The sequence below is a fragment of the Rothia sp. 11254D007BW genome, from assembly GCF_053548195.1.
This window is the reverse complement of the sequence record NZ_JBPWPK010000001.1, coordinates 1,573,271-1,598,345: the sequence shown is the minus strand read 5'-3', so window position 1 is coordinate 1,598,345 and position 25,075 is coordinate 1,573,271. Positions and strand designations below refer to the sequence as shown.

The 25,075-nt window shown below is 61.1% G+C and carries 21 protein-coding genes, 1 tRNA gene and 1 other RNA gene; 7 read left to right on the top strand and 16 right to left on the bottom strand.

The features are described from left to right. Window positions 1-3: 3 nt before the first annotated feature. Together ACEE43_RS07175 and ACEE43_RS07170 are read right to left on the bottom strand one after the other, a co-directional pair. Window positions 4-1,218 carry a heme/hemin ABC transporter substrate-binding protein gene (locus ACEE43_RS07175; RefSeq protein ID WP_449107760.1) on the bottom strand — a complete coding sequence of 405 codons (1,215 nt, stop codon included), beginning with the start codon at window positions 1,216-1,218 and terminating at the stop codon, window positions 4-6. A gap of 71 nt (window positions 1,219-1,289) precedes the next feature. Beyond that, a complete protein-coding gene (locus ACEE43_RS07170) occupies window positions 1,290-3,470 on the bottom strand; it encodes an HtaA domain-containing protein (protein ID WP_449107759.1) in 2,181 nt (726 codons plus the stop codon). A gap of 199 nt (window positions 3,471-3,669) precedes the next feature. On the opposite strand from ACEE43_RS07170, the gene ACEE43_RS07165 reads away from it, so the two are divergent. Together ACEE43_RS07165 and ACEE43_RS07160 are read left to right on the top strand one after the other, a co-directional pair. Continuing rightward, the gene (locus tag ACEE43_RS07165) at window positions 3,670-4,326 is read left to right on the top strand and encodes a biliverdin-producing heme oxygenase (RefSeq protein WP_449107758.1); all 657 of its coding nucleotides are present in this window, start codon (window positions 3,670-3,672) and stop codon (window positions 4,324-4,326) included. 248 nt (window positions 4,327-4,574) lie between these two features. After that, window positions 4,575-5,471: a hypothetical protein gene (locus ACEE43_RS07160; RefSeq protein WP_449107757.1), complete on the top strand. Its 897-nt coding sequence runs from the start codon at window positions 4,575-4,577 to the stop codon at window positions 5,469-5,471. A 163-nt stretch (window positions 5,472-5,634) separates the two neighbouring features. Here ACEE43_RS07160 and purL read toward each other — a convergent pair whose 3' ends face one another. The 4 genes from purL to ACEE43_RS07140 form a co-directional block, all read right to left on the bottom strand. Further along, window positions 5,635-7,953, bottom strand: a complete 2,319-nt coding sequence (gene purL / locus ACEE43_RS07155; RefSeq protein WP_449107756.1) for a phosphoribosylformylglycinamidine synthase subunit PurL — start codon at window positions 7,951-7,953, stop codon at window positions 5,635-5,637. Between the two features lie 25 nt (window positions 7,954-7,978). Continuing rightward, window positions 7,979-8,788, bottom strand: coding sequence for a phosphoribosylformylglycinamidine synthase subunit PurQ (gene purQ, locus ACEE43_RS07150; protein ID WP_346875969.1), 810 nt, complete (start codon window positions 8,786-8,788; stop codon window positions 7,979-7,981). A 5-nt stretch (window positions 8,789-8,793) separates the two neighbouring features. After that, window positions 8,794-9,045 (bottom strand): phosphoribosylformylglycinamidine synthase subunit PurS, encoded by a 252-nt coding sequence (gene purS, locus ACEE43_RS07145; RefSeq protein ID WP_135013794.1) that lies wholly within the window; start codon window positions 9,043-9,045, stop codon window positions 8,794-8,796. Between the two features lie 216 nt (window positions 9,046-9,261). After that, on the bottom strand, window positions 9,262-9,837 hold the full coding sequence (locus tag ACEE43_RS07140; RefSeq protein ID WP_449107755.1) for a TetR/AcrR family transcriptional regulator: 576 nt from the start codon (window positions 9,835-9,837) through the stop codon (window positions 9,262-9,264). 94 nt (window positions 9,838-9,931) lie between these two features. On the opposite strand from ACEE43_RS07140, the gene ACEE43_RS07135 reads away from it, so the two are divergent. Both ACEE43_RS07135 and ACEE43_RS07130 read left to right on the top strand, forming a co-directional pair. After that, window positions 9,932-10,315 carry a DUF1304 domain-containing protein gene (locus ACEE43_RS07135; protein WP_237186937.1) on the top strand — a complete coding sequence of 128 codons (384 nt, stop codon included), beginning with the start codon at window positions 9,932-9,934 and terminating at the stop codon, window positions 10,313-10,315. 54 nt (window positions 10,316-10,369) lie between these two features. Further along, a complete protein-coding gene (locus ACEE43_RS07130; RefSeq protein WP_449107754.1) occupies window positions 10,370-11,377 on the top strand; it encodes an NADP-dependent oxidoreductase in 1,008 nt (335 codons plus the stop codon). A 121-nt stretch (window positions 11,378-11,498) separates the two neighbouring features. Here ACEE43_RS07130 and ACEE43_RS07125 read toward each other — a convergent pair whose 3' ends face one another. From ACEE43_RS07125 to ffs, 7 genes are all read right to left on the bottom strand, one after another. After that, window positions 11,499-12,419, bottom strand: a complete 921-nt coding sequence (locus ACEE43_RS07125) for a 3-methyladenine DNA glycosylase (RefSeq protein WP_449107753.1) — start codon at window positions 12,417-12,419, stop codon at window positions 11,499-11,501. A gap of 330 nt (window positions 12,420-12,749) precedes the next feature. Then, on the bottom strand, window positions 12,750-13,310 hold the full coding sequence (locus ACEE43_RS07120) for a phospholipase A2 (protein WP_449107752.1): 561 nt from the start codon (window positions 13,308-13,310) through the stop codon (window positions 12,750-12,752). A 231-nt stretch (window positions 13,311-13,541) separates the two neighbouring features. Further along, window positions 13,542-14,831: an aspartate kinase gene (locus tag ACEE43_RS07115; protein WP_449107751.1), complete on the bottom strand. Its 1,290-nt coding sequence runs from the start codon at window positions 14,829-14,831 to the stop codon at window positions 13,542-13,544. A gap of 208 nt (window positions 14,832-15,039) precedes the next feature. Continuing rightward, window positions 15,040-15,795 carry a hypothetical protein gene (locus ACEE43_RS07110; protein WP_449107750.1) on the bottom strand — a complete coding sequence of 252 codons (756 nt, stop codon included), beginning with the start codon at window positions 15,793-15,795 and terminating at the stop codon, window positions 15,040-15,042. A gap of 305 nt (window positions 15,796-16,100) precedes the next feature. Continuing rightward, window positions 16,101-17,210 (bottom strand): recombination mediator RecR, encoded by a 1,110-nt coding sequence (gene recR, locus ACEE43_RS07105; protein ID WP_449107749.1) that lies wholly within the window; start codon window positions 17,208-17,210, stop codon window positions 16,101-16,103. A gap of 12 nt (window positions 17,211-17,222) precedes the next feature. Beyond that, entirely contained in the window at window positions 17,223-20,156 is a 2,934-nt protein-coding gene (locus ACEE43_RS07100; protein WP_449107748.1) for a DNA polymerase III subunit gamma and tau, read from the bottom strand. Between the two features lie 232 nt (window positions 20,157-20,388). Further along, window positions 20,389-20,485, bottom strand: an RNA gene (gene ffs / locus ACEE43_RS07095) — signal recognition particle sRNA small type. A gap of 199 nt (window positions 20,486-20,684) precedes the next feature. On the opposite strand from ffs, the gene ACEE43_RS07090 reads away from it, so the two are divergent. Further along, window positions 20,685-20,769, top strand: a tRNA-Ser gene (locus ACEE43_RS07090). 46 nt (window positions 20,770-20,815) lie between these two features. Here ACEE43_RS07090 and pnuC read toward each other — a convergent pair. Beyond that, on the bottom strand, window positions 20,816-21,676 hold the full coding sequence (gene pnuC, locus ACEE43_RS07085; RefSeq protein ID WP_449107747.1) for a nicotinamide riboside transporter PnuC: 861 nt from the start codon (window positions 21,674-21,676) through the stop codon (window positions 20,816-20,818). A gap of 30 nt (window positions 21,677-21,706) precedes the next feature. Beyond that, window positions 21,707-22,894, bottom strand: coding sequence for an AAA family ATPase (locus ACEE43_RS07080; RefSeq protein ID WP_449107746.1), 1,188 nt, complete (start codon window positions 22,892-22,894; stop codon window positions 21,707-21,709). A gap of 118 nt (window positions 22,895-23,012) precedes the next feature. Here ACEE43_RS07080 and ACEE43_RS07075 point away from each other — a divergent pair, with 118 nt between their 5' ends. After that, window positions 23,013-23,336 carry a type II toxin-antitoxin system VapB family antitoxin gene (locus ACEE43_RS07075; RefSeq protein ID WP_237207049.1) on the top strand — a complete coding sequence of 108 codons (324 nt, stop codon included), beginning with the start codon at window positions 23,013-23,015 and terminating at the stop codon, window positions 23,334-23,336. Window positions 23,337-23,352: 16 nt separating this feature from the next. Here ACEE43_RS07075 and ACEE43_RS07070 read toward each other — a convergent pair whose 3' ends face one another. Further along, on the bottom strand, window positions 23,353-24,021 hold the full coding sequence (locus ACEE43_RS07070) for a TetR/AcrR family transcriptional regulator (protein ID WP_449107745.1): 669 nt from the start codon (window positions 24,019-24,021) through the stop codon (window positions 23,353-23,355). 218 nt (window positions 24,022-24,239) lie between these two features. Here ACEE43_RS07070 and ACEE43_RS07065 point away from each other — a divergent pair, with 218 nt between their 5' ends. Beyond that, a complete protein-coding gene (locus tag ACEE43_RS07065; RefSeq protein WP_449107744.1) occupies window positions 24,240-24,950 on the top strand; it encodes a queuosine precursor transporter in 711 nt (236 codons plus the stop codon). Window positions 24,951-25,075: the final 125 nt, after the last annotated feature.

Here is a 25,075-nt window from a genome sequence, read left to right as displayed (position 1 = left end):
AACCTACTGCTGGGTGTAGATAGCGGTGGCCAACGACAGCAGCACCGCAGCACTGTTGGGCCCGAACGAGAGAACCTGGCCGTCTGCCATGTCGACCACGCGCTGGTTTGCGCCGGCAGTTGTTTCAGCTACCCCGGGGCGGGCGAAGAAGGCCTCGATACCGCCGGTGGACTCCACCCCGCCGGTCATGGTGAGGATCAGGTCGGGGTTAGCCCGCGAGAGCGCTTCGGCGTTAGCGGGCACGGTACCCGAAGCCCCGCCCTCACTGGCCACATCGCGACCACCCAGGGCGGTAATCAGCTCATCGGCCCCTGAACCGTCACCCAGGATAAAGAAGACACCGGCAGTACCCCGAACGTAGAGGAAGGCCATGCCCACCTTCTGCGCCGAATCCTGCGGGGCAACCTCGGCAATGGTGGCTAGCGCCGAATCAATCTCAGCCTGCACCCGGGCACCCAGCTGGGCGCCGGCGTCCGGAACTCCCAGAGCCTGCGCAACCGCCTCAATCTGCGGCACTACCTGACTCAAGGAACGCGAGGGGTCAAAATGCACCACGGTCACCCCGGCGGAGCGCAGCTGCTCGGTAATTTCGAGGGGGCCGTTGGTGGTGTCCATGAGCACCACGGTCGGGGCGAGAGAAAGAACCGCCTCAGCCGAAATGTCGTGGCCGTTCTGGGTCACTAGGGGCAGGTCTGCCAGGGTCGTTTCGGTCGAGGACGTGACTCGTCCTACCAGGTTGTCACCCAGCCCCAAAGCGATGACGGTCTGGGCTAGGGTGCCGTACATATCCAGGGCCAGAATACGGTCGGCACTGGTCACGGTCACCTCGGTGCCCTGAAAATCGGTGACGGTCACCGGCAGTTGCGGGGCCTGCGGGTTCTCAATCGGCAGCACGTCGGGCACGGACGCCGCCGTGGCTAGACCTGTCAGGCTCTTGGGGTTCTCTACAGCATTGGCTTTGAGGTAGTCCTCGGCCTGCTGCAGGGCGGTGCGGTGCACCTCTTCAGTCTCTGCCGCTTCGATGCCCCCGGCCGTTGCCGATGACTCTGCCAGGCCCTCAACCGATGACGAAGCTGCCCCTGTCTGCGGGCCCGTGGTGGCGGCGTCCGCCCCGCTATCTGCTGACCCTGAGCAGGCTGTCACCGCCAGAACCAGGGCCGCACTCAGAACAGAAAAACCCCGGCGCAGGGGCAGGGAAGAAAAAGAGCGCGTGAGCACCAGAACCTCCTAAGAGAAAGAAAGGGGGTGGGAACCGGGCACATTCCGGCTCCCACCCGGGGAAGGGAGAATTAGGACGCGCGGCGGCGGGCTACCACCACAGCACCAGCAGCCAGCAGGGCGGCACCTACGGTAATCAGTGTGCCCACCGAAGCGCCGGTGTTCGCCAGCTTGCCACCCTGGGCGGCAGCGCGGGCAGCCTCAGCCTTCCACTCTGCCTCAGCGTTCAGGGCATCGCAGTTAGCGCCATTCTGAGAGATATACTGGGTCTTCTCAATGGTCTGGGAAGCACCGGTGACGGTCTTTGAACCCAGGGTGCCGGTGAAGCTAATGGGGTCAAGGGCTTCACCTGCCTGGTAGAAGCCTGCGAAGGCAGCTTTGCCCTCAGCAGTTAGGGTGGCAGAAGCACTGCTGACGCTAATGCTGGATCCGTTAACAGTCAGGCCAGCCAAATCGACATTGGCGAAGGGCACCTCACCGTGGTGGGTTGTCTGCCCCTTCATGTCATTAGAACTTACGGTCAGGTAGAGGGTGCCGGTAGAACCGTTGATCTCAAGGCGGGGGTTAGCCATCAGAGTGTTCAAGGTGCCGCCGTGGCCGGTGAAACGGACAGAGCCCTCGAAAGCCACAGAGCCCTTGCCGTTAGCGTAGGTGCCTGTACCGTTGGACCAGCCAAAGGCCTGGTTAGCGTAGGTAACGCCGCTCAGTTCCCAGCCACCCTTAGCGATACCGCCACCAATGTAGTTACGGAAGGAAGAACGCACACCCCAGTCGAAAGTAGCAGCTGAGACGGTCCCGTCAGCCTGAGTAGTGGTTGCGCCGGGCACGGTTTCGGTCACGGTCACCGGCACGCACTGGGGCGCCGGGTCAGCAGGGTTAGTAGAGGGCTGGGCTGAGGGAACGACGGTCGGCTCAGCGGTCGGCTGGATAGAGGGGGCTGCCGTCGGGTCAGCAGAAGGCTGGGCTGAGGGGGCCACGGTCGGCTGGGCGGTGGGCTCTGCGGACGGGCTCGGTGCAGGGGACTCACTCGGAGCAGGAGCCGGGGTTTCGCTGGGAGCCGGGGCGGGAGCGTCCTCAACAACCGGCGCAGCCACGCGCAGGTAGAGGGGGTCAAACTCCAGACCCTCAGCGTAGCGGGACCCAAAAATGGTTGCCGCGTGCCCGGTGGCGTAGGTGGTGACGCCGCTCAGGAGCAGATTGCCCTCGGCATCGGTGGTCAGGGCGCTCGCATCGAAGCTGGCGATGGGCTGATCGGTAATCTCGCCGGTGTTAGCCGAGGTGCCGGTGGCGTAGATGTAGCCGTTTGCACCGTCGGTAACCACACGGAAGCTATGCAGGTTGATATTTAGTACCCCGCCGTGGGCGAGTAGAGAGAAACTGCCCGGCACGGTAATGGAGTAGCCGGTTTCGGTCTTCTGAGCGGTTGCACCGGCAAAGACAAAGTTGTTGCCTTCTAGGCTGGTGTGTTCGCCAGGAGTAACGGCGTTCTGGGCAATCAGGTAGTTGAGGAAGGAATCCTTGATACCCCAGGTGACGGTACCCGCTGCGTTGGTGACGTCGTCAGCGGTAGGCTCGGGTGTGGGCGTGGGGGCCGGGGCCTCGGCAGGCTTCTCGGTGATATCTGCTGAGAAAGTGAGCGGGGACAGAGCTTCGCCGGCCTTGTAAAAACCGGCGAAGGCGGCTGCGCCGTCGGCGGTGAGGGTAACGGGGGTATCGGTGGCTGATACGGTGCCGTTGCTGAAAGTGACGCCAGAAAGGTCTACGGTAGCGAAGCGGACGCCGGTGGCATCAACATCGGGAGAACCGTTGTAGCCCTTGGACTTCACATCAGCTACCAGGGTGCCCTGGTTGCCGTTGACGACCAGTTTGAGGTTGGCGTAGGTGATATCAAGTTCACCCTTATGGGCGGTGAAGTGGATGGTACCGGGGTAGGAGATAGTGCCGTTTGCACCGGTGAACTCGCCCTTGGCCCCTTGCCAGGAGAAGGTGGAGCCGTTGAAGCTGGGACCACCGGTTACCTCGACGCTACCACCGGCAAAAGCGCCGGTGACGTAGCGGATGAAGGAGTCCTTGAGCGACCAGGTCAGCTGGGCATTGCTGGCGACGTGAGTTGCGGACGCGGCAGCGACGGTGCTGCTGGTGGCGTCCGCCGCGTCAGCTACGGACGCGGTGGCTAGGGTCATGCCTGACAGGGTGAGTGCGGCTGTGGCTAGGAGGGCGCAGGAGCGCCGGGCGCTGTGCTGGGGAGACATGGGCATCCTCGTGAAAACTATGTGGTGTAGGGTGGGCATATTTCGCAACATGCCCTGCCTTATTAAATTTAATGGCATGCCTAAATTAGCATTAAGGCAAGCCTAATAAAAATAGGTTACAAGTGCTTGACTTAATTCTTTCTTGGTGACAGTCTGTCAATAAATAGTGTTAATCTAGCCCCCAACCAAGGAGGACTCCATGACCACCGCTCTCGCCAACACCGAGCGTCCTACCTTCTCAGCCCGCCTTAAGGCAGAAACTGCTGCCCGCCACGAGCAGGCAGAACACTCCAGCTTCATGGCCGACCTGATGGGCGGCAAGCTCGACCGTAAGGCCTACCGCATGCTGCTGACCCAGTACGTCTATATTTATGAGGCCCTCGAAGAAGTAGCGGCCGGCTTCCGCGCCCACCCCACCCCCATCACCGACCCCTTCGTGCTCGAGGGCCTTGATCGGCTTGCTTCTATCAAGGCTGACCTAGCTGAACTGGGCGGCCCCACCAGTGACCAGCCGCTACCGGCAACCGCTGACTATGCGGCAGCTATCCGGGCGACAGCGTCCGCCCCCGAACGCTTCTTGGCTCACCACTACCTGCGCTACCTGGGTGATCTGTCGGGCGGGCAGGCCGTGGCTGCCCTGGTCGCCCGGCACTACGGTGTGCCCGCTGAGGCTCTGAGCATGTACCGGTTTGAGGCGCTCCCGAAGCCCAAGGTATTCAAGGACTCCTACCGGGGTCTTCTGGACGATGCCCCGTTGACGGACGCCCAGCGTGACGCCCTGGTTGATGAGGCCCTGGTCGGGTTCGACTGCAACACCCGTGTGTTTGCGCAGCTGGGTGAGAGCCTAGCCCCATAGATGTGTAGCTAGGGGCCTCCATGCTGTGTGCAGGTTTCTTGGGCTGTGTGCAGGGTTTTCTCTGCACACAGCCCAAGAACCCTGCACAGGGTTAAGAAAGAAGGATGCTCCCCGGGTCGGTAACTGCCACGCTAACGCACCCGACTTATCCACAGGCCTGGCTGCTATATGACCTGTTTGTGAACCAAAAGAGCCTGCGATGTTCACACCCCTTGCAAGAGGTGAACGGGGTCGGTGACACTGCCCTTATGAATGATGTTGCAGAGATTTACCAGCAGGTGCGCTGCCTTAAAGATTTACAAGATATCGGTGTAAGCCCCTCTGTGGCTTCGACCCGTTTTAGGTCTGGTTACTACACCAAAATCAAGCAGGGGATCTATATTGAGACTTCTATATGGAACCAGTGGGGCACTCGCCAGAGATGCATAGCCCACCACGCTGCGCATATCAAAACGGTGCCGAGCGGGGTGCTGAGTCACCAGTCGGCTGCGCTTTGGTTAGGGGCTCCACTCCTGACCCTACCTAATAAGGTGCATATGAGTTTTGCGTCAGCTTCTGTGCAGCACCGCCCTTCAGTGACGGCACATCGAGGACGCATGGACGTAGTTCCCGAGTCTCGGCTGGTGACAGGGGCCCGTATTACTGCACCAGAGCAAACTCTGTGCGATGTTGCTCTGTCTTTACCTCGTGTTGAGGCGCTGGTGATTGGCGATTATTTTCTGCGGCAGGGTGTTATATCTGTAGCGTCGGCACGTACTGCTCTGACTGAGGCGGGTGGAGCTGCGCTTGCCGTGGGGCAGAGACTGAGCGCTTTAGCAGATTCTCCGGCTGAGACGATCGCGCGCGACCTTATTTATGAGTGGAATCTGCCTCTACCTCAGGAGCAGTTCGAGGTATTCACCCACTACGGCCGTGTCTACCGTGCTGACTTCGCTTGGCCTGAGCTCGGGGTCATTCTTGAGGTCGACGGTGAGGTGAAGTATTCGGGAGTCTATGGCCGCGCTGACGATGTAGTTCAGGCGGAACATCGGCGGCATCGCGAATTAGAGATGGCTGGCTGGAAGGTGGTGCGTACGCGCTGGAAGGAGCTGATGTCGCACCCTGCTACTCTCCGGCAGCGGCTGTGGGAGACCGGTGTCTGGTGAGCCAGACTGGAGGTGTGCAGGTTTCTTGGTTCGTGTGCAGGGTTTTCTCTGCACACAGCCCAAGAAACCTGCACAGGCTAAGACAGAAGGACGCCGCCACGCACCTGCCTGCCCGAAGGCAGGGGAGGGGCGGGGCGGCGTCCTTACCCAGAGTAGCTAGAGACTAGCTGGGGGCAACCTCGCCGAAGTGGCGGGCGAGGGTGCCCTCGTGGGCTTCGCGCAGCTCGTCCAGGTCGATAGCGACCTCACCCTGAATATCCAGGGCATTAGAGGCAGCATCGACCACGCCGATACGGGCAAAGGGGTAATCGCGGGCGGTACACATATCCTTGAAGCGAACTTCCTCGGAACGGGGCACAGACACAACCACGCGGCCCAGGGACTCTGAGAAGAGCAGGGTGAAGAGGTCGATACCGTCGCGCTCAGCAACCTCACCCAGGCCAACGCGGGCACCGACGCCAAAGCGCAGGCAGCCCTCAACCAGAGCGGCAGCCAGGCCGCCGGCAGAGACGTCGTGGGCAGCATCAATCATGCCGTCCCGGCTCATATTCACCAGCATGTCGCCCAGCAGCTTCTCGGCAGCCAGATCAACCTTGGGGGGCAGGCCGCCCAGGTGACCCTTAAAGCGGGCCCACTCGGAGCCGTCTAGCTCATCGCGGGTGGTGCCCAGCAGGTAGAGGGCCTGGCCGTCATGCTCAGGAGCCCAACCGGAGGGGGTGCGGCGGGTGACGTCGTCCATCACGCCCATCATGGCAACCACGGGGGTGGGGTTAATGGCCTTGCCGCCGGTCTGGTTGTAGAGGGAGACGTTACCGCCGGTCACGGGTACGCCCAGTTCCATACAGCCGTCGGCGATACCGCGCACGGCCTCAGCGAACTGCCACATGATGTCCGGATCCTCGGGGGAACCGAAGTTCAGGCAGTCAGAGACAGCCACGGGGCGGGCGCCCACGGTAGCTACGTTGCGGTAGGCCTCAGCCAGGGACGCCTTCGCACCCTCGTAGGGGTCGAGCTTGGTGAAGCGGGGGTTAGAGTCGGTTGCCAGGGCAACACCCAGGCCGGTCTCTTCGTCCACGCGGATCACGCCGGAGTCATCGGGCATGGACAGGGCGGTGTTGCCCTGAACGTAGCGGTCGTACTGGTTAGTAATCCAGGACTTGGAGCACATATTGGGGGCAGCCATAAACGCCTTGATAGCCTCGCCCAGCTCAGCGCCGGTGGGGCGGGCATCGTCCGCGTCCGAGCCAGTGAACTTGTCGGCCTGCAGGGCGTCCTGCCACTCGGGGCGGGCGTAAGGACGCTCGTAGGTGGGGCCGTCGTGAGCGACGGTCTTGGGGTCCACATCGACGATGATCTCGCCCTGCCACTCGATGGTCAGGCGGCCGGAGCCGGTAACCTCACCCAGGATGGAGTATTCGACGTCCCACTTCTTCATGATGTCTTCGAAGCGGCTCAGGTTCTCGGGGGTCACAACCGCCATCATGCGCTCCTGGGACTCAGACATGAGAATCTCGCCCGGGGTCAGGGTGGGGTCGCGCAGCAGAACCTTGGTCAGGTCGACGTGCATGCCGCCGTCGCCGTTGGAGGCCAGCTCGGAGGTGGCGCAGGAGATACCTGCGGCGCCGAGGTCCTGAATGCCCTCAACGATGGAGTTCTTGAAGAGCTCCAGGCAGCACTCAATCAGCACCTTCTCAGCGAAGGGGTCGCCCACCTGAACGGCGGGGCGCTTGGAGGGCTTGGCGTCGTCGAAGGACTCAGAGGCCAGCACGGAAGCGCCGCCAATGCCGTCGCCACCGGTGCGGGCGCCAAAGAGAATCACCTTGTTGCCGGTACCTGAGGCGTTAGCGGTGCGGATGTCCTCGTGGCGCATGATACCCACAGCCAGGGCGTTGACCAGGGGGTTGGCCTGGTAGCACTCGTCGAACTCGACCTCGCCGCCGATGTTGGGCAGGCCCAGGGAGTTGCCGTAGCCGCCAACACCAGACACAACGCCGGGCAGGACGCGGGCGGTGTCGGGGTGGTCGATGGCACCGAAACGTAGGGGGTCCATGACGGCCACGGGGCGGGCACCCATCGAGATGATGTCACGCACGATACCACCCACGCCGGTCGCTGCACCCTGGTAGGGCTCAACGTAGGAGGGGTGGTTGTGGGACTCAATCTTGAAGGTCACGGCCCAGCCGTTGCCAATGTTGGTCACACCGGCGTTCTCGCCGATACCGACCATGAGGTCCTTCTTCATCTCGTCGGTGACCTTAGCGCCGAACTGCTTGAGGTGCACCTTGGAAGACTTGTAGGAGCAGTGCTCTGACCACATGACCGAGTACATAGCCAGCTCGGCTGCGGTGGGGCGGCGGCCGAGAATCTTCTTGATGTCCTCGAACTCGTTCTCCTTCAGACCCAGCTCAGCCCAGGGCAGCTCGGTCTCGGGGGTGGCAGCGGCGTGCTCAACGGTGTCGAGGTTAAACTTCTTTTCGCTCAAAATTCTTATTCCTTATGCGAGGCGTTTAGGCCGAAACCAGCTGGTTGAGTACGGAGGTGAAGACGCCCAGGCCGTCCGCGCCACCGCGCAGACCCACGGTGCCAAAACCGGAGGACGAGGGGCCGAAGCCGGGTTCGACGGCGTGCTCGGGGTGGGGCATGAGGCCCACGACGTTGCCGCGCTCGTTGGAGATACCGGCGATGTCGTTGCGAGAGCCGTTGGGGTTAACATCCACGTAGCGGAAGACCACGCGGCCTTCAGCTTCAAGCGCCTCAAGGGTCTTGGCGTCGGCGACGTACTGACCGTCCTGATTCTTGAGGGGAACCACGATGTTCTGGCCTGCTTCAAAGTCGCCGGTCCAGGCAGTCTGGTTGGTTTCAACGCGCAGGGTCTGATCACGGCAGATGAATTTGCGGTGATCATTCTTGATCATGGAGCCGGGCAGCAGGTGGGTTTCGGTCAGAATCTGGAAACCGTTGCAGATGCCGAGCACCGGCAGGGGAGCGGATCCGGAGGTGCCAGCGGCGCTGGCTGCCTCAACGACCTTACTCATGACCGGGGCCTTAGCGGCGATAGCGCCTGCGCGCAGGTAGTCACCGTACGAAAAACCGCCGGGCACAATCACAGCATCTACATCGTGTAGAGCTGCCTCATCGTGCCACAGCGGTACGGGGGTGCCACCTGCCAGGCGGACGGCGCGGGAGGCGTCGCGGTCGTCCAGGGTGCCGGGGAAGGTGATGACGCCAACGCGCACATCGGCCAGGGCAGGGTTGGGAGTGGTCTGGGAGAAGTCGCCCACCAGGGGCACTTCGGTTGCTGCGAGGGATTCTGCCACGTCTTTTAGTCCTCCAGAGCTTCGACGTTGACGACGTCTTCAATCACGGGGTTAGACAGCAGCTCTTCAGCTGCCTGGCGGGCCTGCGCGAGCAGTTCTTCGGTGACTTCACCATCAACGGTCAGTTCAAAACGCTTACCCTGACGAACATCGGTGAAGTTGTTCAGACCGATACGGGGAAGCTCGTGAGCGATAGCCTTGCCCTGGGGGTCGAGGATTTCGGGCTTGAGCATAACGTCAACAACAATACGGGCCATGAATGGGCACTCCTTGGGTGCTGGAATCTATATAGAGCCGGGTCTCATTTTACCGGTTTGTGGGGGCTTGTGCCCCAAAGTGAGACGGCGGGGCGCAGGGCTTTTCTGCGGCATCCGATCATGACGAGCGTGCGTTGTATCGCTGAGCGTGCGGCTGCCCGGTGCACGCTCGGCGATATGGCGCACGCTCGTCTGGCTGGACCGCTGTGTGCGTGCCTAGCTTTCGGCGGCCAGGAGTTCTTGTGCGGCGTGCAGGTTGGCCAGGGCCAGGGGCTTGCTGGTGCGGGCCAGGGTCAGGGCTGAGATGGTGAGGGCAACCAGGGCGCGGGCTTGGCCGTCCGCTTCGGCCTCGGTGAGGTGCGGACGCGCCCTGCCCAGCCCCGCGCGGAAGGCGGCAAACAGCTCGTCGTAGTAGCCGCTGATGGCTGCGCTGACCACTGGGTCGGTGCCCACCGGGGCGTTAGCTGCCGCTATGAGTAAGCAGCCGGGGTGTCTATCGGTAGAGCTAATAGAGCTGGCCAGGGTTGCAAAGTAGTCGTTGAGGGCATCGGGCTTTGCGTCTTCGCTGGTGACGCGGGCAAGGAGCGGGCGGACGCTTTCTGCCAGGTAGTTCTCTACCACTTCGTCAAAAAGCCCCTTTTTCGACTCGAAGGCGTGGTAGAGACTGGAGCGCTTGAGGCCGGTTGCCTGTTCAAGGTCGGGGATTGAGGTTGCCTCGTAGCCCCGGTCCCAAAAGACGCCACGGGCTGCCCTGACGGCGTCCGCTCGGTCGAAGGTTGCTGCGCGCCCCATGGTGTGCCTCGTTTCATAGCTAACAAAATTGTGTACTGACCATTCTAGTATATATTGGAATAAGCGTTACAAAAACCTATGAAAGGATTTTCCCATGACCGTCGCCGGTATCATCGCCCTACTGCTCGCCGTTGCCCTGCACGTTTTTATCTTCTACCTCGAATCCTTCGCCTGGACCACCCGAGCCCTGCCCGTCTTCGGCATGAGCCGTGAATCAGCCGAACAGACCAAGGAAATGGCCTACAACCAGGGCTTCTACAACCTCTTCCTGGCAATCATCGCCGCCGCCGGTGCCGTGGCCCACTTCGCCGGTGCCCCCACCGTGGGCCTAGCCCTCATGCTCGCCGGTACCGGGTCAATGCTGGCCGCCGCAGCCGTCCTCTTCATCACCTCACCCGACAAGCGCTCCGCCGCCATGAAGCAGGGTGCCTTCCCGCTGCTCGCTGTCCTTCTGCTCGCTCTGGGCGCAACCCTTTAACAAACGCCCTCGACAGGCGTAGAACTGGTTAAACAGCTTTCGAAAGGAAAAATCATGACACAAGCACGTGAAATCCGCCTTGCCTCCCGTCCCAGCGGCTGGCCCACCTCCGACAACTTCGAATTTGCCACCGTTACCCTGCCTGAGCTCACCGATGGCCAGGTACGCGTTAAAAACGAGTTCATCTCGGTTGACCCCTATATGCGCGGGCGCATGAACGACGCCAAGAGCTATGTAGCCCCCTATGGCCTGGGGGAACGCATCACCGGCGGGGCCGTCGGACGCGTTGTCGAATCGCACGATGAAAGCCTGCCCGTAGGCACCCTCGTATCGCACCAGCAGGGCTGGGCAGACTACGCCCAGGGCGCCGCTCGCGAGTTTACCGCCCTGCCGGAACTACCTGCAGGGGCACCGTCCTCGCTCTACTTGGGCATGCTGGGCATGACGGCAATGACCGCCTATGCAGGGCTGACCCGCATTGCCCACCTGAAAGAAGGCGACGTCGTGTTCGTCTCTGGCGCAGCGGGCGCCGTGGGCACCGCCGTCGGGCAGATCGCCCGCCTACTCGGCGCCTCCCGTGTTGTCGGCAGCGCTGGCTCGGCTGAGAAGGTTGAGCTGCTGACCAGCAAATACGGCTACGACGCCGCCCTCAATTACAAGGATGCCCCCGTGCGGCAGGCCCTGCCCGAGCTAGTTCCAGATGGCGTAGACGTCTACTTCGACAACGTCGGCGGCGACCACCTCGAAGCAGCTCTCGACGTGATGAACCGCGGCGGCCGACTGGCGCTCTGCGGTGCGATCTCGGCCTACAACACCAACGAGACCACCCCCGGCCCTGACAACATGACCAACATGGTCAAGCAGGGCCTGACCATGCAGGGCTTCACCCTGGGGGAGTACCTGGACGTCGCCCCCGAGTTCCGCGAAAAGATGGGCCGCTGGTTTGCCGACGGCAAGATCGCCTATGACGAGACCGTCTACGAGGGGCTCGACTCCACGATCGAAGCCTTCATTGCCATGATGCAGGGCGCGAACACCGGCAAGATGGTGGTCAAGCTCTAGGCTCCGGCAAGCTGAACACGCTGAAAGGGGATCGCAAAACCCAAAAGGGACCGCATACTACGCGGTCCCTTTTAAGTTTTCAGGTCCCCTCGCGGTCGAGAGGCAACCCGTGCCCACAGGCTTAGACGCACTCGATAGCATCGAGCAGCCTCTGCCGCAGGGCCACAGATCGGTCGGCGAAGAGTCTTTGCTGGCGTACGTACTTGGCCTTACCCTCGGGGGTTTCAATGGCAACCGGCTCGTAGCCCCAGTCTTTTAGGTCATAGGGGGCGGCTTTCATGTCGAGTTCGCGCACGTCCCAGGCCAGTTCGAAGCAGTCCATGACCAGGTGTGAGGGCACCAGGGGCAGGAGCTTGTAGGCCCACTTGTAGATATCCATGTTGGCGTGCAGGCAGGCTGGCTGCTCTAGGTTGCGCTGTTGCTCGCGCGTGGGCTGTAGCTCGTTCATGGGCACCGCCTGGGGCATGAAGAACCGGAAGGCATCGAAGTGGGAGCACCTAATTTTATGGCTCTCAACCACCCGGTCGGTGCCCTCTGGCCCCAGGCGCAGTTCTAGGTAGTCGTGGCGGATATTATTCTCCACCGACTTATAGGCCATAGCCCACTCGTGCAGGCCAAAACAGCCAAAGAAACCGGGCTTGGCCGCGGTTTTACCCAGGATAATCCGCGCAAAATCAATGGCTGAGGCGCGGGCCTCAGCAAACTTTTCGGTATCGACAAGGACGCTGGTGCCCGCCTGCGCCGCCGCGGCGGCTTCGGCAGGTGGTAGGCCTGCCTCTTCCAATTCTTGCTGGGTAGCGGCCCGGTAGAACTTCCAGTCTGCCCGCTCACCGGCGTCCTGCAGAATGACCCCCGCGCCGGGGTGCCAGCGCATAAACTGCCCGGGTTTTAGGGTGTAGTAGGTGAAGAGGAAGTCTTCAACGGGGTGGGCTTGGCCGCGCTCGCGGCGGGCTGCGAAGGGGAGGGCGTAGCGGCCGGAGCGTTCTTCGTGGGCGCGCGCGAGTGCACGCCAATCGTCCGGGGCAAGGAGGGTGAGGGGCATGGGGTCTATTCTAGTGGGCAAAAGCCGGGCCCCGGGCCAGCAGCGTGGTGCTGCCAGCCCGGGGCCCGAGCGTCCTCGCGGACGAACCTAGTTACCCCTGTGGTGGGGTTGGTTATTCATCATGAGTAGTAAAGCGTACTGCCCATATGACAAGAGTGCAAGCGGTTAAAGCGATACTGAGTAGGCCAAATTGAAGGGCGAGAACTCCTGCGCCGATGTAAGCTTCGCTGTTAATGTGTGCGATAAATGCGAATATAGTTGTAAAAATATATGTAGTAAAGCATAGAATTACTAGAGTTTTCGGTATTTTGCTCAGTTTAAATATTTTTATCATGAGGGATCGCCGGAGCCTTTGTAGTGTGGTCGCCCAAATGTTCTTACCGCCCAGTAATAAACATTCGATTCATTAAGGCAGCTTATATTTTTGCTAGAATGCGGTGAGTATAGAAAATTGCATATAGAGCGCATTGAGCTATAGAAGTTATTGTCACACTCTGCGCGTGATCGCCTAAAATTATACTGTGCGGAATAACAGTAGTCATGAGTGTTGCACGCTGGGAGAAATGTTTGTTTGTATGATGACCAGGATCGGGGATCTGAGCATCCATTGGGAATGTAGTTTGATGCTGGGGTTAGGCTATTTTCTTCTAATATGTAATTCTGTGTGAAAAATTCTTCAAAATTTTTTACCTCTTGACTGGTGTACCCTGCGTGGGAGGCTGCCTCAATAAACTTTGAGTATGAATATGGGTCAGGAAAGCTTGAAATGTGGGATGGGCTGGAGAATTGAGGTTCTTTGGTGAGCGCAACAGCGCTAGGAGGTGCGAGTGTGGTTAGGGTAAATGTTATTGCTAACAGGGCAGTTGCTGTAATATTTCTTACTTCGCGCATTGATATACTCCTTTAGTGCTTGACCAGCCGGTTGGCTGAATTTGGGGGTAAAGAAGATATGATGTACAGCAATACTATATTGGTCTATATATTCCCGACAAGTCTTTGGGTGGAAAATATAGAAAATTTTTTATAAGCCCTTGAAATGGGCAAAAGCCGGGCCCCGGGCCAGCAGCGTGGTACTGCCAGCCCGGGGCCCGAGCGTCCTCGCGGACAAACCTAGTTCACGACCTAGCGGCCGGTACCACCGTACACGGTAGCCTCACCCTCGGTATCAAGGTCAAACGCTGAGTGCACAGCGCGCACAGCCTCATCAAGCTTCTCAATATCGGTGATAACCGAAATGCGAATCTCAGAGGTAGAAATCATCTCAATATTGATGCCGGCGGTGCTCAGAGCATCAAAGAACTTAAAGGACACACCGGGGTTAGACTTCATACCCGCACCCACCAGCGACAGCTTACCGATGGACTCGTTGTACTGGACCTCTTCAAAGCCCAGCTCAGCCTTCTTAGCTTCAAGCGCAGCCAGAGCGGCAGCGCCCTGGTCCTGGGGCAGGGTGAAGGAGATGTCGGTGACGTCGGGGCGGTCGGTTGAGACGTTCTGAACAATCATGTCGAGGTTCACGTTGGTCTCATTGAGAATACCGAACACCTTGGCCGCGGAACCGGGCACGTCGGGTACACCAATAACGGTGACCTTAGCCTGGCTACGGTCGTGGGCGACGCCCGAGACGAGGGGCTGTTCCAAGGGGATCTCCTTCAAATTAGTTTCCATACCCTCATTGTCGGGGATAACGAGAGTGCCTTCAAGCTGTGAGAACGAAGAGCGAACATGTAGCTTCAGGTTGAAACGGCGCGCATACTCCACCGAACGCAGGTGCAGAATCTTGGCGCCGTTAGCAGCCATCTCAAGCATTTCTTCGCTCGTAACGGTATCGAGCTTGTGGGCGGACGGCACGATACGCGGGTCAGCGGTGAACACACCATCAACGTCTGAATAAATCTCACAGACATCAGCATTCAGGGCTGCCGCCAGGGCAACCGCGGTGGTGTCTGAGCCGCCACGGCCCAGGGTGGTGATGTCGCGGGTCTGGCGGTTCATGCCCTGGAAGCCTGCGACAACGGCGACGTAGCCTTCATCAAGGGCAGTGCGAATACGCTCGGGGTTAACCTCAACCAGGCGGGCAGAACCGTGCACGCCGTCGGTAATCATGCCGGCCTGGGAGCCGGTGAAGGACTGGGCGCGGCCGCCCATGTTGTTAATAGCCAGGGCCAGGACGGACATAGAAATTCGCTCGCCGGCGCTCAGCAGCATATCGAGTTCACGCGAGGGGCCGGCGTTGGGGGTTACTTCAGCCGCAAGGTCGAGCAGTTCATCGGTGGTGTCGCCCATTGCTGAGACCACCACGACGACCTCGTTGCCAGCCTTCTGCGTGTCCACAATGCGGCGAGCTACACGCTTAATACCCTCGGCGTCAGAAACCGAGGACCCACCGAACTTTTGGACAATCAGGCTCATTGAAACTTCTCCAGTACAAAGGTGTTGAAGGTGCCGGGCATTTTCCGGCCTAAATCTATCGTAGGGGTGGGTGTCGCACTTGGACGATTTTTGCTCACATGACGGGAATATAACGTGTGTGACGGTAGATTACGCAAGAGCTTTAGCCTATAAAAATGTGGCTCCTCTAGGTATGAGGAGCCACGTTTTATGCCAGAAAGACGCTGAACTACTTGCTATGTGTTACTAGGGGCGATGCTCGGTTGGCATTCCAGCGGAAGAGACCCAGTAGGGCCGTTAGGCCGGCTACTACTGCCAGGATGTTTGTGGTGAGGTAAAGGTAGTCCGATACCGCATACAGCTGTGATACTGATGTCTGGCTAATTACCCAGGCACAACCCAAGAGCGCGATAAAAGCAAGAAGTAGCCCCGTTATGCTTTGGATATAGTTGCTGGCCGTTGTAACTGCCAGAGCCAGTACGATGCCTGCTGTTAAGCCCGGTAGTCCCAAGGGTAGAGAAAGAAGGGCAGCTATAGAAATAGAGCTAGCAATCGCTGGGAGTAAAGCGGGGGTGTGCTCTTGAACAAATCGCGTGGTGGCAAGGCAGAGAGAAAGCAGGGTAAAGATATGAGTCAGGTTAAGAGCTTGGCTCCAGAAAACACTCTGCTGAGAGAAAAATTGATCGTAATGATAATGAAGGGGTGGCGCGGAGGCTACGAGTAGGCTGTAGACAGCGTTCTGTAGAAAAATAAGCCCTAGAGTGATGATAAAAATTATGGCTATTTCCACAGGGCGAGAAACCTGGGAAGTGCCGCGGTCTTTTGTGCCGGATAGAGCTAAAGCAATAAGGCTTAACAGTAAGGATATAAGGCTCATGCTGACAATGGTCAGGTCAACATGACGGGCTGGACCGCTGTAGAAAATGAACTGAGTTATGGTTGCAAGTGCTAATGAAATTGGTATTAAAACGAGTCGGATGCGCATTGTGCCTCCTTCCGATTGCATGATTTTTAACGCCTACAGATAATGAGCTTTGGGTCGCAAACATCGCGTGGGTCGAGGTAGTCACGCCAGTTTTCGCAAACGACCGAAGGCTGGGACGTGCCAGCAGGGAGCGCACAGGGAATAGGATGTGGAAAGGCCTGTGCCGATGGGGTGAGGCCTATGAGGAAAAGAGAGCCGGCTAGAAACGCTAGGCTGATGATTTTTTTAGACATGTCTATATTTTTCCACAGGTAAAAGTGATTTTCAATACTTTTTGTGGTTTGATAGATGTCCTCTGGGTTCGACTAGGTCCAAGGGTTCACGTAGGTCTTACCCGGAATCGGCGGAATCTCGGGAGCGACCGTGCGCAAGGGAGTCTTTTTCAGCTCTTCCAGCTTGGCCTCGTAGGCATCGCGCAGCTCTTCTGACTGCACGCCCTTACCGGCTTCTTCAGCCTCAAAGGCGGCGGCCGCCGCGAGTTCAGCCTTCTCTTCGGCAGACAGCTCACCCGGAATGCCCGCCAGCTCCTGTTCCAACAGCTCTTCGTTCAGGTCCCCCTGCTGCCCCTCAGCCGGGGACGGTTCGCTGGGAGCTGCGGGGGTAGCGTCCGGACGCTTCCCCCCGCCTTCCTGCCCTTCGGCAGGGGATGGGGTGGCGGCGTCCTCGCTATCAAGATCATCGAACATGGAACCAGACCAGCGGGCCCGCGGGCCCTTAGCTGCCTGCTCCGCTGCGGCCTGCTGCTCCTTGGCCTCGGTTTCTGCCTCAAGGGCGGCCTCAAAATCTTCGGCGGGGTTTGCGGCCTCGGCACGGGTACCCTCGCTGATAATGCGGCGGCCCTCAAGGGCGCGACCCAGGGTGATTTCGTCGGCGTATTCCAGGTCGCCACCCACCGGCAGACCCGACGCCAGGCGCGACACACGAATACCGATGGGCACCAGCAGGCGCGAGAGGTAGGTGGCGGTAGCCTCACCCTCAAGGTTGGGGTCCATGGCGAGAATCAGCTCGGTGATGCGCTCATCCGACAGGCGGGCCACCAGCTCGCGGATGCGCAGCTGTTCCGGCCCGATACCGGCCATAGGGTTAATGGACCCGCCCAGCACATGGTAGCGGCCGGTGAAAGAGCGGGTGCGCTCAACGGCCACCACGTCCTTGGACTCTTCCACCACGCACAGCACCGCCGGGTCGCGCTGCTCGTCGCGGCAGATAGCGCAGAGCTTGGTTTCAGAGACATTGCCGCAGATTTCGCAGAAGCTCACGGTCTTCTTCACGCGCGCGATAGCGTCGGTGAGCTTGGCCATCTCAGAGCTTTCCGCATTCAGAATGTAGAAGGCGATACGCTGGGCTGACTTGGGGCCCACGCCGGGTAGGCGGCCCAGCTCGTCAATCAGGTTCTGGACGGCACTCTCGTACACAAAAACTCCTTGTTAGCCCTGGTGAAGGGGCTGTTCGTCAATTACTTTGCCGCCCAAAATCTTCTCAACGGCTCGCTGGCCAATCAGCACGGACGACTCAAGGGCGGCGTCGTCGTCGCTGGGGGTGAAGTCCTCGGGGGCTTCTGCCGGGGCGGGGGCCTGCGCCTGCTGGACGGCCCGCTGGCCGGCCGCAATCTGCGCCGCGTGGCGCTCTCGGAAGGAGAGCTTCTTACCGCCGGGCTGTTGGGCGGTGGCCTGCTCGGCAGCTGGCTGAGCAGCTGGTTGAGCTGGGGCACCCTGCGGAGACTCAGCCTTAAGGTAGCCGATCCCGGCGACGTACTCGGGCTCGTCCTCGGGTGCATCGTCAAAGTAGCCGCCGTCGTAGTCACCGTATTCGTAGGCTACCGGGGCCTGGTTCTGTGTCGGTGCTTGGCTCGGGGCCTGAGCCGGTGCCTGTTCCTGGTGTTGAGCCTGGGGCATGGCGCTGTTCTCGCTCTTGGCCTCTTCTTGGAGGGCGGCGTTATCGGCGTCCTTATGCCCCTGCTCGGCCAGACCCTCACTGGTGGGGACGGGCTCAAGGGAAACCGCGTGCGGGCTATCCTCGTGGGGCTCCTGGGAGGCGGGGTCGGCGTCCTCTGACTCCTGGGCAGTGTCGCGTGCCAGGGCAATATTCTGCTGTTCCTGGGGGCCGCGGGAGGGGTGCTGGGCCTTGGCGATCTCAACGGGGTCGGCCTCACCCTCAATCACACGCAGACGCGGGGCTGATGGCGCCTGTTCCTCGGGGGTCTCGGCCGCATCGCCACTGGGGATAGCTGCTACCGACCAGGAGGTGACGGGGTTGTTCCAGTCATCGGGGCTCCACGAGGGAGGCTCCGGTGAGCGAGGCTGGCCGTGCGCTGCCCAGGCCTGGTCGCCACCGCGCGGGCCCTCAGCAACATCGGCAGTGGGCTGCCTGTTCGCAGCCTGAGGCGCGGGGGTCGGGCTTCCGCCTGACGGGCCGGAGCCGCCGGGGCCGCCGGGACGTCCGCCACTAGGGCGCCCACTGCCGGGGTTATCGCCGCCGTCGCTGGGCTTCTTGATTTCACCGCGCAGCTGCACCTGCAGACCCAGCACCTGGAAGAGGGCCTGCTGAAGCTGGGGTAGGTACTCCTTGACGGCCTTAAGTACGGGCAGCTCGGCCCGCAGGAAGAGGGCTCCGTTCTCAAACTTGGACGGCTCACACAGGGCAAACTGGGCCCGGGCAAAGGGGGCGGGCACCTTAGCCACTACATCGGCCCAGGAGTTCGCCACCATATCGACCGTGTTTTCACCGGGCACCGGACGTGCTGGGCTCTGAGGCGCGGACGCCTGCTGCCCGGTCTGGACAGGCTGGGCGCTCTGGGGAGATTGGGCAGACTGCTGCGGCCCACCGAGCGGCGGAACACCCCGGCCTGCTAGCGGGGCACCGCTCAAGGGAGCGCCCGCTAAAGGAGCCCCAGCCAAAGGGGCACCGGACGTACCGGGCGTACCGGCTAGAGGCGCGCCGCCCGACTGGGCAGGAGCCTGAGGTTGCTGAACGGGCTGGCCCTGCTGGCTAGGCTGGTCTTGACGTTGGGGCTGAGCTTGCTGCTGAGACTGGGTCTGCTGAGACTGAGCCTGCTGAGCAGGGGCTCGACCTTCGACGCCACCCTGCTGGGCTAGCTGCTGCCGGGCGCGCGCCAGGGGGCTGGCGGCGTCCGCACCGGTGCCAGAAGTGGAACCTGCCGGTGCAGAATGACCGCCCGCGGGCGCAGGGAACTGACCCGAGGCCAGCCTGCGCTCAAGCCGATCCAGGCGGGCCGCTAGATTGCCAACCCCCTGCTCCCCGGCGGCCAGCAGAATGCGGGCGCACAGAAGTTCCAGGTGAAGCTGGGGGTTCATAGCCCCGCTCATCTCATTGAGAGCCTCGTTGGTGACGTCCGCAGCCCGCGACAGCTCCGCCGAACCCAGCTGCTCAGCCTGAGCCCGCATACGATCGAGCTGGTCAGCGGCCAGGCCGCGCAGAATTGAACCCGCTGAATCGGGTACAGCTTTGACGATAATCAGGTCGCGGAAACGTTCGAGCAGGTCCTCGACAAAACGGCGGGGATCCTGACCGGTCTGAACCACCCTGTCAACCGACGCAAAAACCTCGGCGGCAGAACCAGAAGCAAAAGCATCGACGACCTCATCCAGTAGCTCGCCGTGGGTAAAGCCCAGCAAGGCAACGGCCAGATCATAGGAGATGCCCTGCTCATCAGAGGCACCCGCCATGAGCTGGTCAAGAATAGAGAGCGAGTCACGCACCGACCCGCCACCGGCACGAACCACCAGCGGCAGCACGCCGTCGGCAACCTTAACGCCCTCTTCGGCACAGAGCTTAGCCAGGTAGTCCCCCAGAATCTGCGGGGGTACCAGGCGGAAGGGGTAGTGGTGGGTACGCGACCGAATAGTCCCCAGTACCTTGTTGGGCTCGGTGGTCGCAAAAATAAACTTAATATGCGCCGGAGGCTCTTCCACGATCTTGAGCAGGGCGTTGAAGCCCTCGCGGGTGACCATGTGGGCCTCGTCGATAATGAAAATCTTGTAGCGGTCGCGCACCGGCGCAAAGGTGGCGCGTTCACGCAGGTCGCGGGCGTGGTCCACACCGCCGTGGGAGGCAGCGTCCATCTCAATCACATCGAGGGAACCGCCGCCGTCGCGGGAAAGCTCCTTACAGGACTCGCACACACCGCAGGGGGTAGGCGTAGGGCCCTGGGCACAGTTGAGGCAACGCGCCAGAATACGCGCCGAGGTGGTCTTGCCACACCCGCGCGGACCCGAGAACAGGTAAGCGTGATTGACCCTGTTCTTTTCAAGGGCAGTCATGAGAGGTTCGGTGACATGCTCCTGCCCGATAACGTCGGCAAACGACTCAGGACGGTAACGGCGGTACAGTGCAGTGCTCACAAGAAACCTTCGGTAGGACGGCAGGGCCACACGCAGGGGACCCGGAGGGCTGGTTAACAGTCTAGTGGGGGTGCCTGACGTTTTAAGCGTCCCCCGCTCTCAGCAGAAGCCCCGGCGGCGGCGTCGGGGCACATGTGCCGGAAAACTTCAAATGTTCCGGCAAAGCCCACACATATGATGGCCAGCGAAACATGTTCTGCTGGTGCCAGGGTCGGGCAGCTACCAGCGGGCATAAAAAGACCCCTCACGCACCCGTCAGAGCCCAGATACCCTTGCTGCCTTCCGGCCCTGGGGGAGTTTTCCAAGATGACGCCACGTAAGGGGCTCCAATAACTGTACCCTAAGCCGCCGCGAAAAACAAAGGGCGGTAGAGAGAGCTTCTTAAGTAAGGATGGGGTGCTCCCGGGCGCGACGAGGGGAGGACGGTCGCGCCCGCCGCAGCTATGAATTTGCGCGGACGCCCGGGCATGGGGTATGCTCGTATCTGTTCGCTTTCGTGAAGCTGCGTAAGTAGCTAAGCAACAGCCTGGAGGATTCGCCTAGCGGCCTATGGCGCACGCCTGGAACGCGTGTTGGGTTCACGCCCTCGGGGGTTCAAATCCCCCATCCTCCGCTGAAGCCGGTTTCATCGCCCACTTGATGAAACCGGCTTTTTCTTTTTAGCTCTTGCGAGACAGCTTGGTCCAGTTGTACCAGCCGTAGACCGAGTTGGCGATAAAGCCCAGGTACATGGCCATAATGGCCATGTTGCCGCCGCCCTCCACGGTTGACCACAGGTAGATCTGCACGGCGTTCAGTACCAGCCAGCCGACCCACTGCTCGCGGAAGCGGTAGACCATCAGCACCTGCGAAATCAGGGCAATCACGGTGGTGAAGGCGTCAACGTAGGGCTGGTTGGACCCCCAGCCGTTCAACAGCACCCCGTAGCCCCAAGAAGCCGCTGCCAGGAGGGCCAGGACGCCCGCGATAGCGGGGAGGGTCAGGCGGCGGGTCTGCACATCCAGGGCGGTGCCTTGGGCGGCACTAGCTAGGGCGGACGCCGCTCCCTGCCCACCGGCGTCCGCGCCCGTGCTGACCGCGCGGCTACCGGCCAGCTGGCCTGCCCCGTCAAAGGAGGCACCGCCTAGCTCGGGCCGGGTCTTGGCTGCCCGCATGTTCTTGCGCCACATGTAGAGGCCCCAGAACTGGGTGAGCACATAGAAGGCGGCGATGGTGATTTCGCCGATGAAGTAGGCCTGGTAGGCCAGCACCAGGTAGGGCACGTTCTGCACGATGCCGAAGAAGTAGTTCGACAGGCGCCCCTTGCCCACCAGAATCACGCAGACCATGCCCGCAAAGGCCGTGATAAAGCTCAGCCAGCCCTCAAAGGCCACGGTGCTGACCACGACCTGCAGCAGAATCAGCGCCGGGAAGAAGACCTTCTCAAAGGGGGTGTAGCCGGTGAAGAGGTCGGTGTAGGTGGCCTTGGCAAGACGGGCCAGGGGGTTGGTCGGGGCCTGACCGGTGGTGGATGCGCTCATGATGAATCTTTCGGGTGACTGGGGTAGGAGTTAGGGGAGGAGGCGTTCGATAGCGGCCTTGGCCTGCTCGTAGCGCTCAGCGTAGCCCGCGCCGTCCAGCAGGACCAGGCGGTCGAGCAGACCGGCTGCCTCAACCTCGGCCAGCATGATGCGGGAAATCTCGCCAAGGTAGTCATCGGAGTTATTGGTTTGGGAGCGGAACCCGTCGAGGGTGTAGCCGGAGGCCCCCACCGGCGGGATAAAGAGAATCAAATCCCAGCGAGCCTTGGCAATCAGGGAATCGGCCAGGGGTAGGAGCTTGGCGTAGTCGCTCTCGCTCAGTTCACTGGCGAGGTCGGTGGCGCTCATGGCGGCGTAGGCCTTGGTGACCATGGCGTCGGTGTCCATGAGGGTAAGGCCCCGGTTGCCGGGGTTGTCGATGGTCTCCCGGTTGAGGTTGAACTGGCCGGTCAGGACGTTCTGGTAGTCCAGCAGGTCATAGTCCTCATCGCGGATATTGGCCTCGACCTGGTAGACCCGGGCGTACTCGTAGGAGTAGGGGGCGTTGTAGAGCTTGCCGAGGTCCTCCACCAGGGTGGTTTTGCCGCCCGAGGCAGCCCCCATCACCAGGACGTTGCGGGTAAAGAAACGGCGGAAGGGCGGGGCGATAAGGTCCCAGTGGGCCAGCGGGTTTTCTCGGATGTCCGGTTCGGACGCCGCCAGCTGGCAAGGTGCCAGGCGGGAGGTAGGCTGCCCGCCGGCGTCCTGATTTCCTGCCCGAAAGCGGGAGGTGTGCTCTTCACCGAGCAGGTAGAGGCGGCGCTCAGCGCCCGCCGCCACGTGGGTAGCCCAGAAGCCGTCCAGGGCTTTAGTCCAGGCTTCGGGGCTGGTGAGATCGGTTTCATCGAGGGAGTCGACAATGACGAGGGGATCGTTCTTAAAGTGCTCAGACACATAGCGGTAGCGCTTGGTGTGCTTCATGCCTGCCTGCTCACCGGCGTCCTGCTGGGAACCGGCGACAATCACCAGGGTGCCGCCGGGATTCTCCTTCTTGGCACGCAGAATCTGGTCAATGTGGCCGCGGTGCAGGGGAGCGAAGCTGCCCACCACAAGCCCCACGTGGGAGCCGGTGAGCTGTTTTTTGTAAAGCATGGTGTCCTTGGGCTGAGGCGGGCTGGTGGCCCGCGCATAGCCACGATTAAACACCGCGCGGGCAACCAAAGCAAATAAGGTCAACATGACTTTAAGTAATAGAGTGTCATGAATATGATCGGCGGCACGTTGGGGTGCCGGTGGGGCAATTCTCACCGGGCTTTACTTAGGCCCTGCCCCCCCCGCCCGGCGTACAATAGACCGCATGATTTTCAAAGGTGTAGGCGACACGCGCCCTTACCCCGATCACGGGCTTACTCAGCGTACCTGGGGCTCCATTGCCCCCTCACAGGTGCGCCTCGATCGCCTGATCACCACCCAGAAAAACCTCAACCTCGAAACCCTCCTGGCCGAAGACTCCACCTTCTACGGTGACCTCTTCCCGCATGTCGTCCGCTATCGGGGTGAACTCTACCTTGAAGACGGCGTCCACCGCGCCCTGCGTACCGCCCTACAGCGCCGCGCCGTCATGTACGCCCGCGTGCTCGACCTAGATGCCCTAGCCCCCTCGCTGCTGGCCCAGGGTTAGGGGGTGCCAGCTTCGGCTAGGAAGCAGCTACCAGGTGCACCTCGGGGGTGCCGTCCAGGCGGACGGGTCGCCCGCTCTCGTCGAAGCGCGCACCCAGGCCCAGTTGAATAAAGCGAATCGTGTTTTCAATGTGGCGTTCGCGGGCTGCCCTATCGCTGGCCTCGTCGGTGCGGTCGGCGCTGGATGATAGGGAGCCGTGAACCAGCTGCGCCAGCTCGCGGATATCATTCTCGGGCAGGTAGCCGCGCTCGATGGCAGCAGACAGAATACCTGCCAGGACCATCTGGAGCTCGCGCACATGGTCACCCAGCTTGGCAAAAGCCTCGGGGGAGAGGACCGATCGCATGGCGGGGCCGGGGGGCATGTGGCGGCGGGAAAGGTCCTCAATCTGTAGGCGCACGTAGACAGCCAGCTGGTCGATGGGGTTTTCCACTCCGGCCAGGGCCTCACGCAGTTCGGTGAGGAAGCGCTCGGTCTCATCCAGGGCATAGGCAATGAGTAGTTCGCCCATGTCGGCAAAGTAGTTATAGACCGCGGTGCGGCCGATGCCAGCGGTTTTGGCCACGTGGGTCATGGTGAGGCCGGGTAGGCCGTGCTCATAGAGCAGGCGGCCGAAAGAGTCGAGGATGGCGCGTTTGGTGTTCTCGCGCTGGGCGGCATTGGTGGCGGCAGTAATTCGAGGCATAATGACACCCTATCGCTATCTGTCACTAAAACCTATTTTTTGCCACAAAACCCAGCAAACTGTCAGCAAAACCTTCCATCAACTCACTCGCGGACGCCCCCTGCACCCCATTGCACACCCGGCGGCTCGTGCGACGCCGCCCAAAAATCGGTAAGCTAGTGGGCGCCCAGGTGGCAGGTGGGCACCTTTCAAACCGATACTCAACCCAGGGGATAACTGTGTCTACACCCACCAGCAGCTCACCGGCGTCCGCCCATCACACCACCGCCGATACCGGCTTTGCCCGCCCCACCCGCACCTACTACGACCTGCTCCTGGCAGCTACCTGCGTGGTCTTCATCCTCTCCAACATCGGAGCAACCAAGGGCGTGACCTTCGGGTCTATCATCACCGATGGGGGTTTCTTCCTCTTCCCCTTTGCCTACGTGCTGGGCGATATCATCAGCGAGGTCTACGGTTTCAAACTAGCCCGCCGCGCTATTATCACCAGCTTCATCGCCGCCGCAGCTGCCGCAGCTAGCTTCTGGATCCTCATTGCCCTACCCGCAGCCGACTTCTACGAGGGCCAGGCCGCCCTTGAAACCGTCCTTGGCCCCGTACCCCAGATTCTGGCAGGCTCCCTGCTGGGCTTTTTGACCGGCCAGCTACTCAACTCTTGGGTGCTAGTCAAGCTCAAGGCTGCCACCGGCGGCCGCCACCTCTGGGGACGCCTCATGGGCTCAACCCTGGTCGGCGAGCTAGCTGACACCCTCATCTTCTGCGCGATCGCCGCCCCCATTATTGGAATTACAACTTTCGGCGACTTCCTCAACTACGTCATCGTGGGCTACATCTACAAGTGTGCCGTTGAGTTCCTCCTGTTGCCCATCACTTACCCCGTTATCGGCTGGTTCAAGCGCCACGAACCCACCTACCAGCTGACCCGCTAAGGCAAGTGCCCACCAGACTCGCGCAGTGCCCACCTGCGGCGTAAGCACGGCGAGAGTCTCGTAGACAGCCAAGGGGAGAGGCGCGGACGCCCGCCGCCGCTGGCGTCCGTCCGTTGGCCTGGCGC

Excerpts from the sequence above, each read along its gene's own strand:
- ACEE43_RS07130 (WP_449107754.1), top strand. The coding sequence starts at position 10,370 with ATGACACAAGCACGTGAAATCCGCCTTGCCTCCCGTCCCAGCGGCTGG.
- ACEE43_RS07125 (WP_449107753.1), bottom strand. The coding sequence starts at position 12,419 with ATGCCCCTCACCCTCCTTGCCCCGGACGATTGGCGTGCACTCGCGCGC.
- ACEE43_RS07070 (WP_449107745.1), bottom strand. The coding sequence starts at position 24,021 with ATGCCTCGAATTACTGCCGCCACCAATGCCGCCCAGCGCGAGAACACC.
- ACEE43_RS07115 (WP_449107751.1), bottom strand. The coding sequence starts at position 14,831 with ATGAGCCTGATTGTCCAAAAGTTCGGTGGGTCCTCGGTTTCTGACGCC.
- ACEE43_RS07120 (WP_449107752.1), bottom strand. The coding sequence starts at position 13,310 with ATGCGCGAAGTAAGAAATATTACAGCAACTGCCCTGTTAGCAATAACA.
- ACEE43_RS07080 (WP_449107746.1), bottom strand. The coding sequence starts at position 22,894 with ATGTTGACCTTATTTGCTTTGGTTGCCCGCGCGGTGTTTAATCGTGGC.
- purS (WP_135013794.1), bottom strand. The coding sequence starts at position 9,045 with ATGGCCCGTATTGTTGTTGACGTTATGCTCAAGCCCGAAATCCTCGAC.
- pnuC (WP_449107747.1), bottom strand. The coding sequence starts at position 21,676 with ATGAGCGCATCCACCACCGGTCAGGCCCCGACCAACCCCCTGGCCCGT.
- ACEE43_RS07160 (WP_449107757.1), top strand. The coding sequence starts at position 4,575 with ATGAATGATGTTGCAGAGATTTACCAGCAGGTGCGCTGCCTTAAAGAT.
- ACEE43_RS07075 (WP_237207049.1), top strand. The coding sequence starts at position 23,013 with ATGATTTTCAAAGGTGTAGGCGACACGCGCCCTTACCCCGATCACGGG.
- ACEE43_RS07140 (WP_449107755.1), bottom strand. The coding sequence starts at position 9,837 with ATGGGGCGCGCAGCAACCTTCGACCGAGCGGACGCCGTCAGGGCAGCC.
- ACEE43_RS07165 (WP_449107758.1), top strand. The coding sequence starts at position 3,670 with ATGACCACCGCTCTCGCCAACACCGAGCGTCCTACCTTCTCAGCCCGC.
- ACEE43_RS07170 (WP_449107759.1), bottom strand. The coding sequence starts at position 3,470 with ATGTCTCCCCAGCACAGCGCCCGGCGCTCCTGCGCCCTCCTAGCCACA.
- ACEE43_RS07135 (WP_237186937.1), top strand. The coding sequence starts at position 9,932 with ATGACCGTCGCCGGTATCATCGCCCTACTGCTCGCCGTTGCCCTGCAC.
- ACEE43_RS07110 (WP_449107750.1), bottom strand. The coding sequence starts at position 15,795 with ATGCGCATCCGACTCGTTTTAATACCAATTTCATTAGCACTTGCAACC.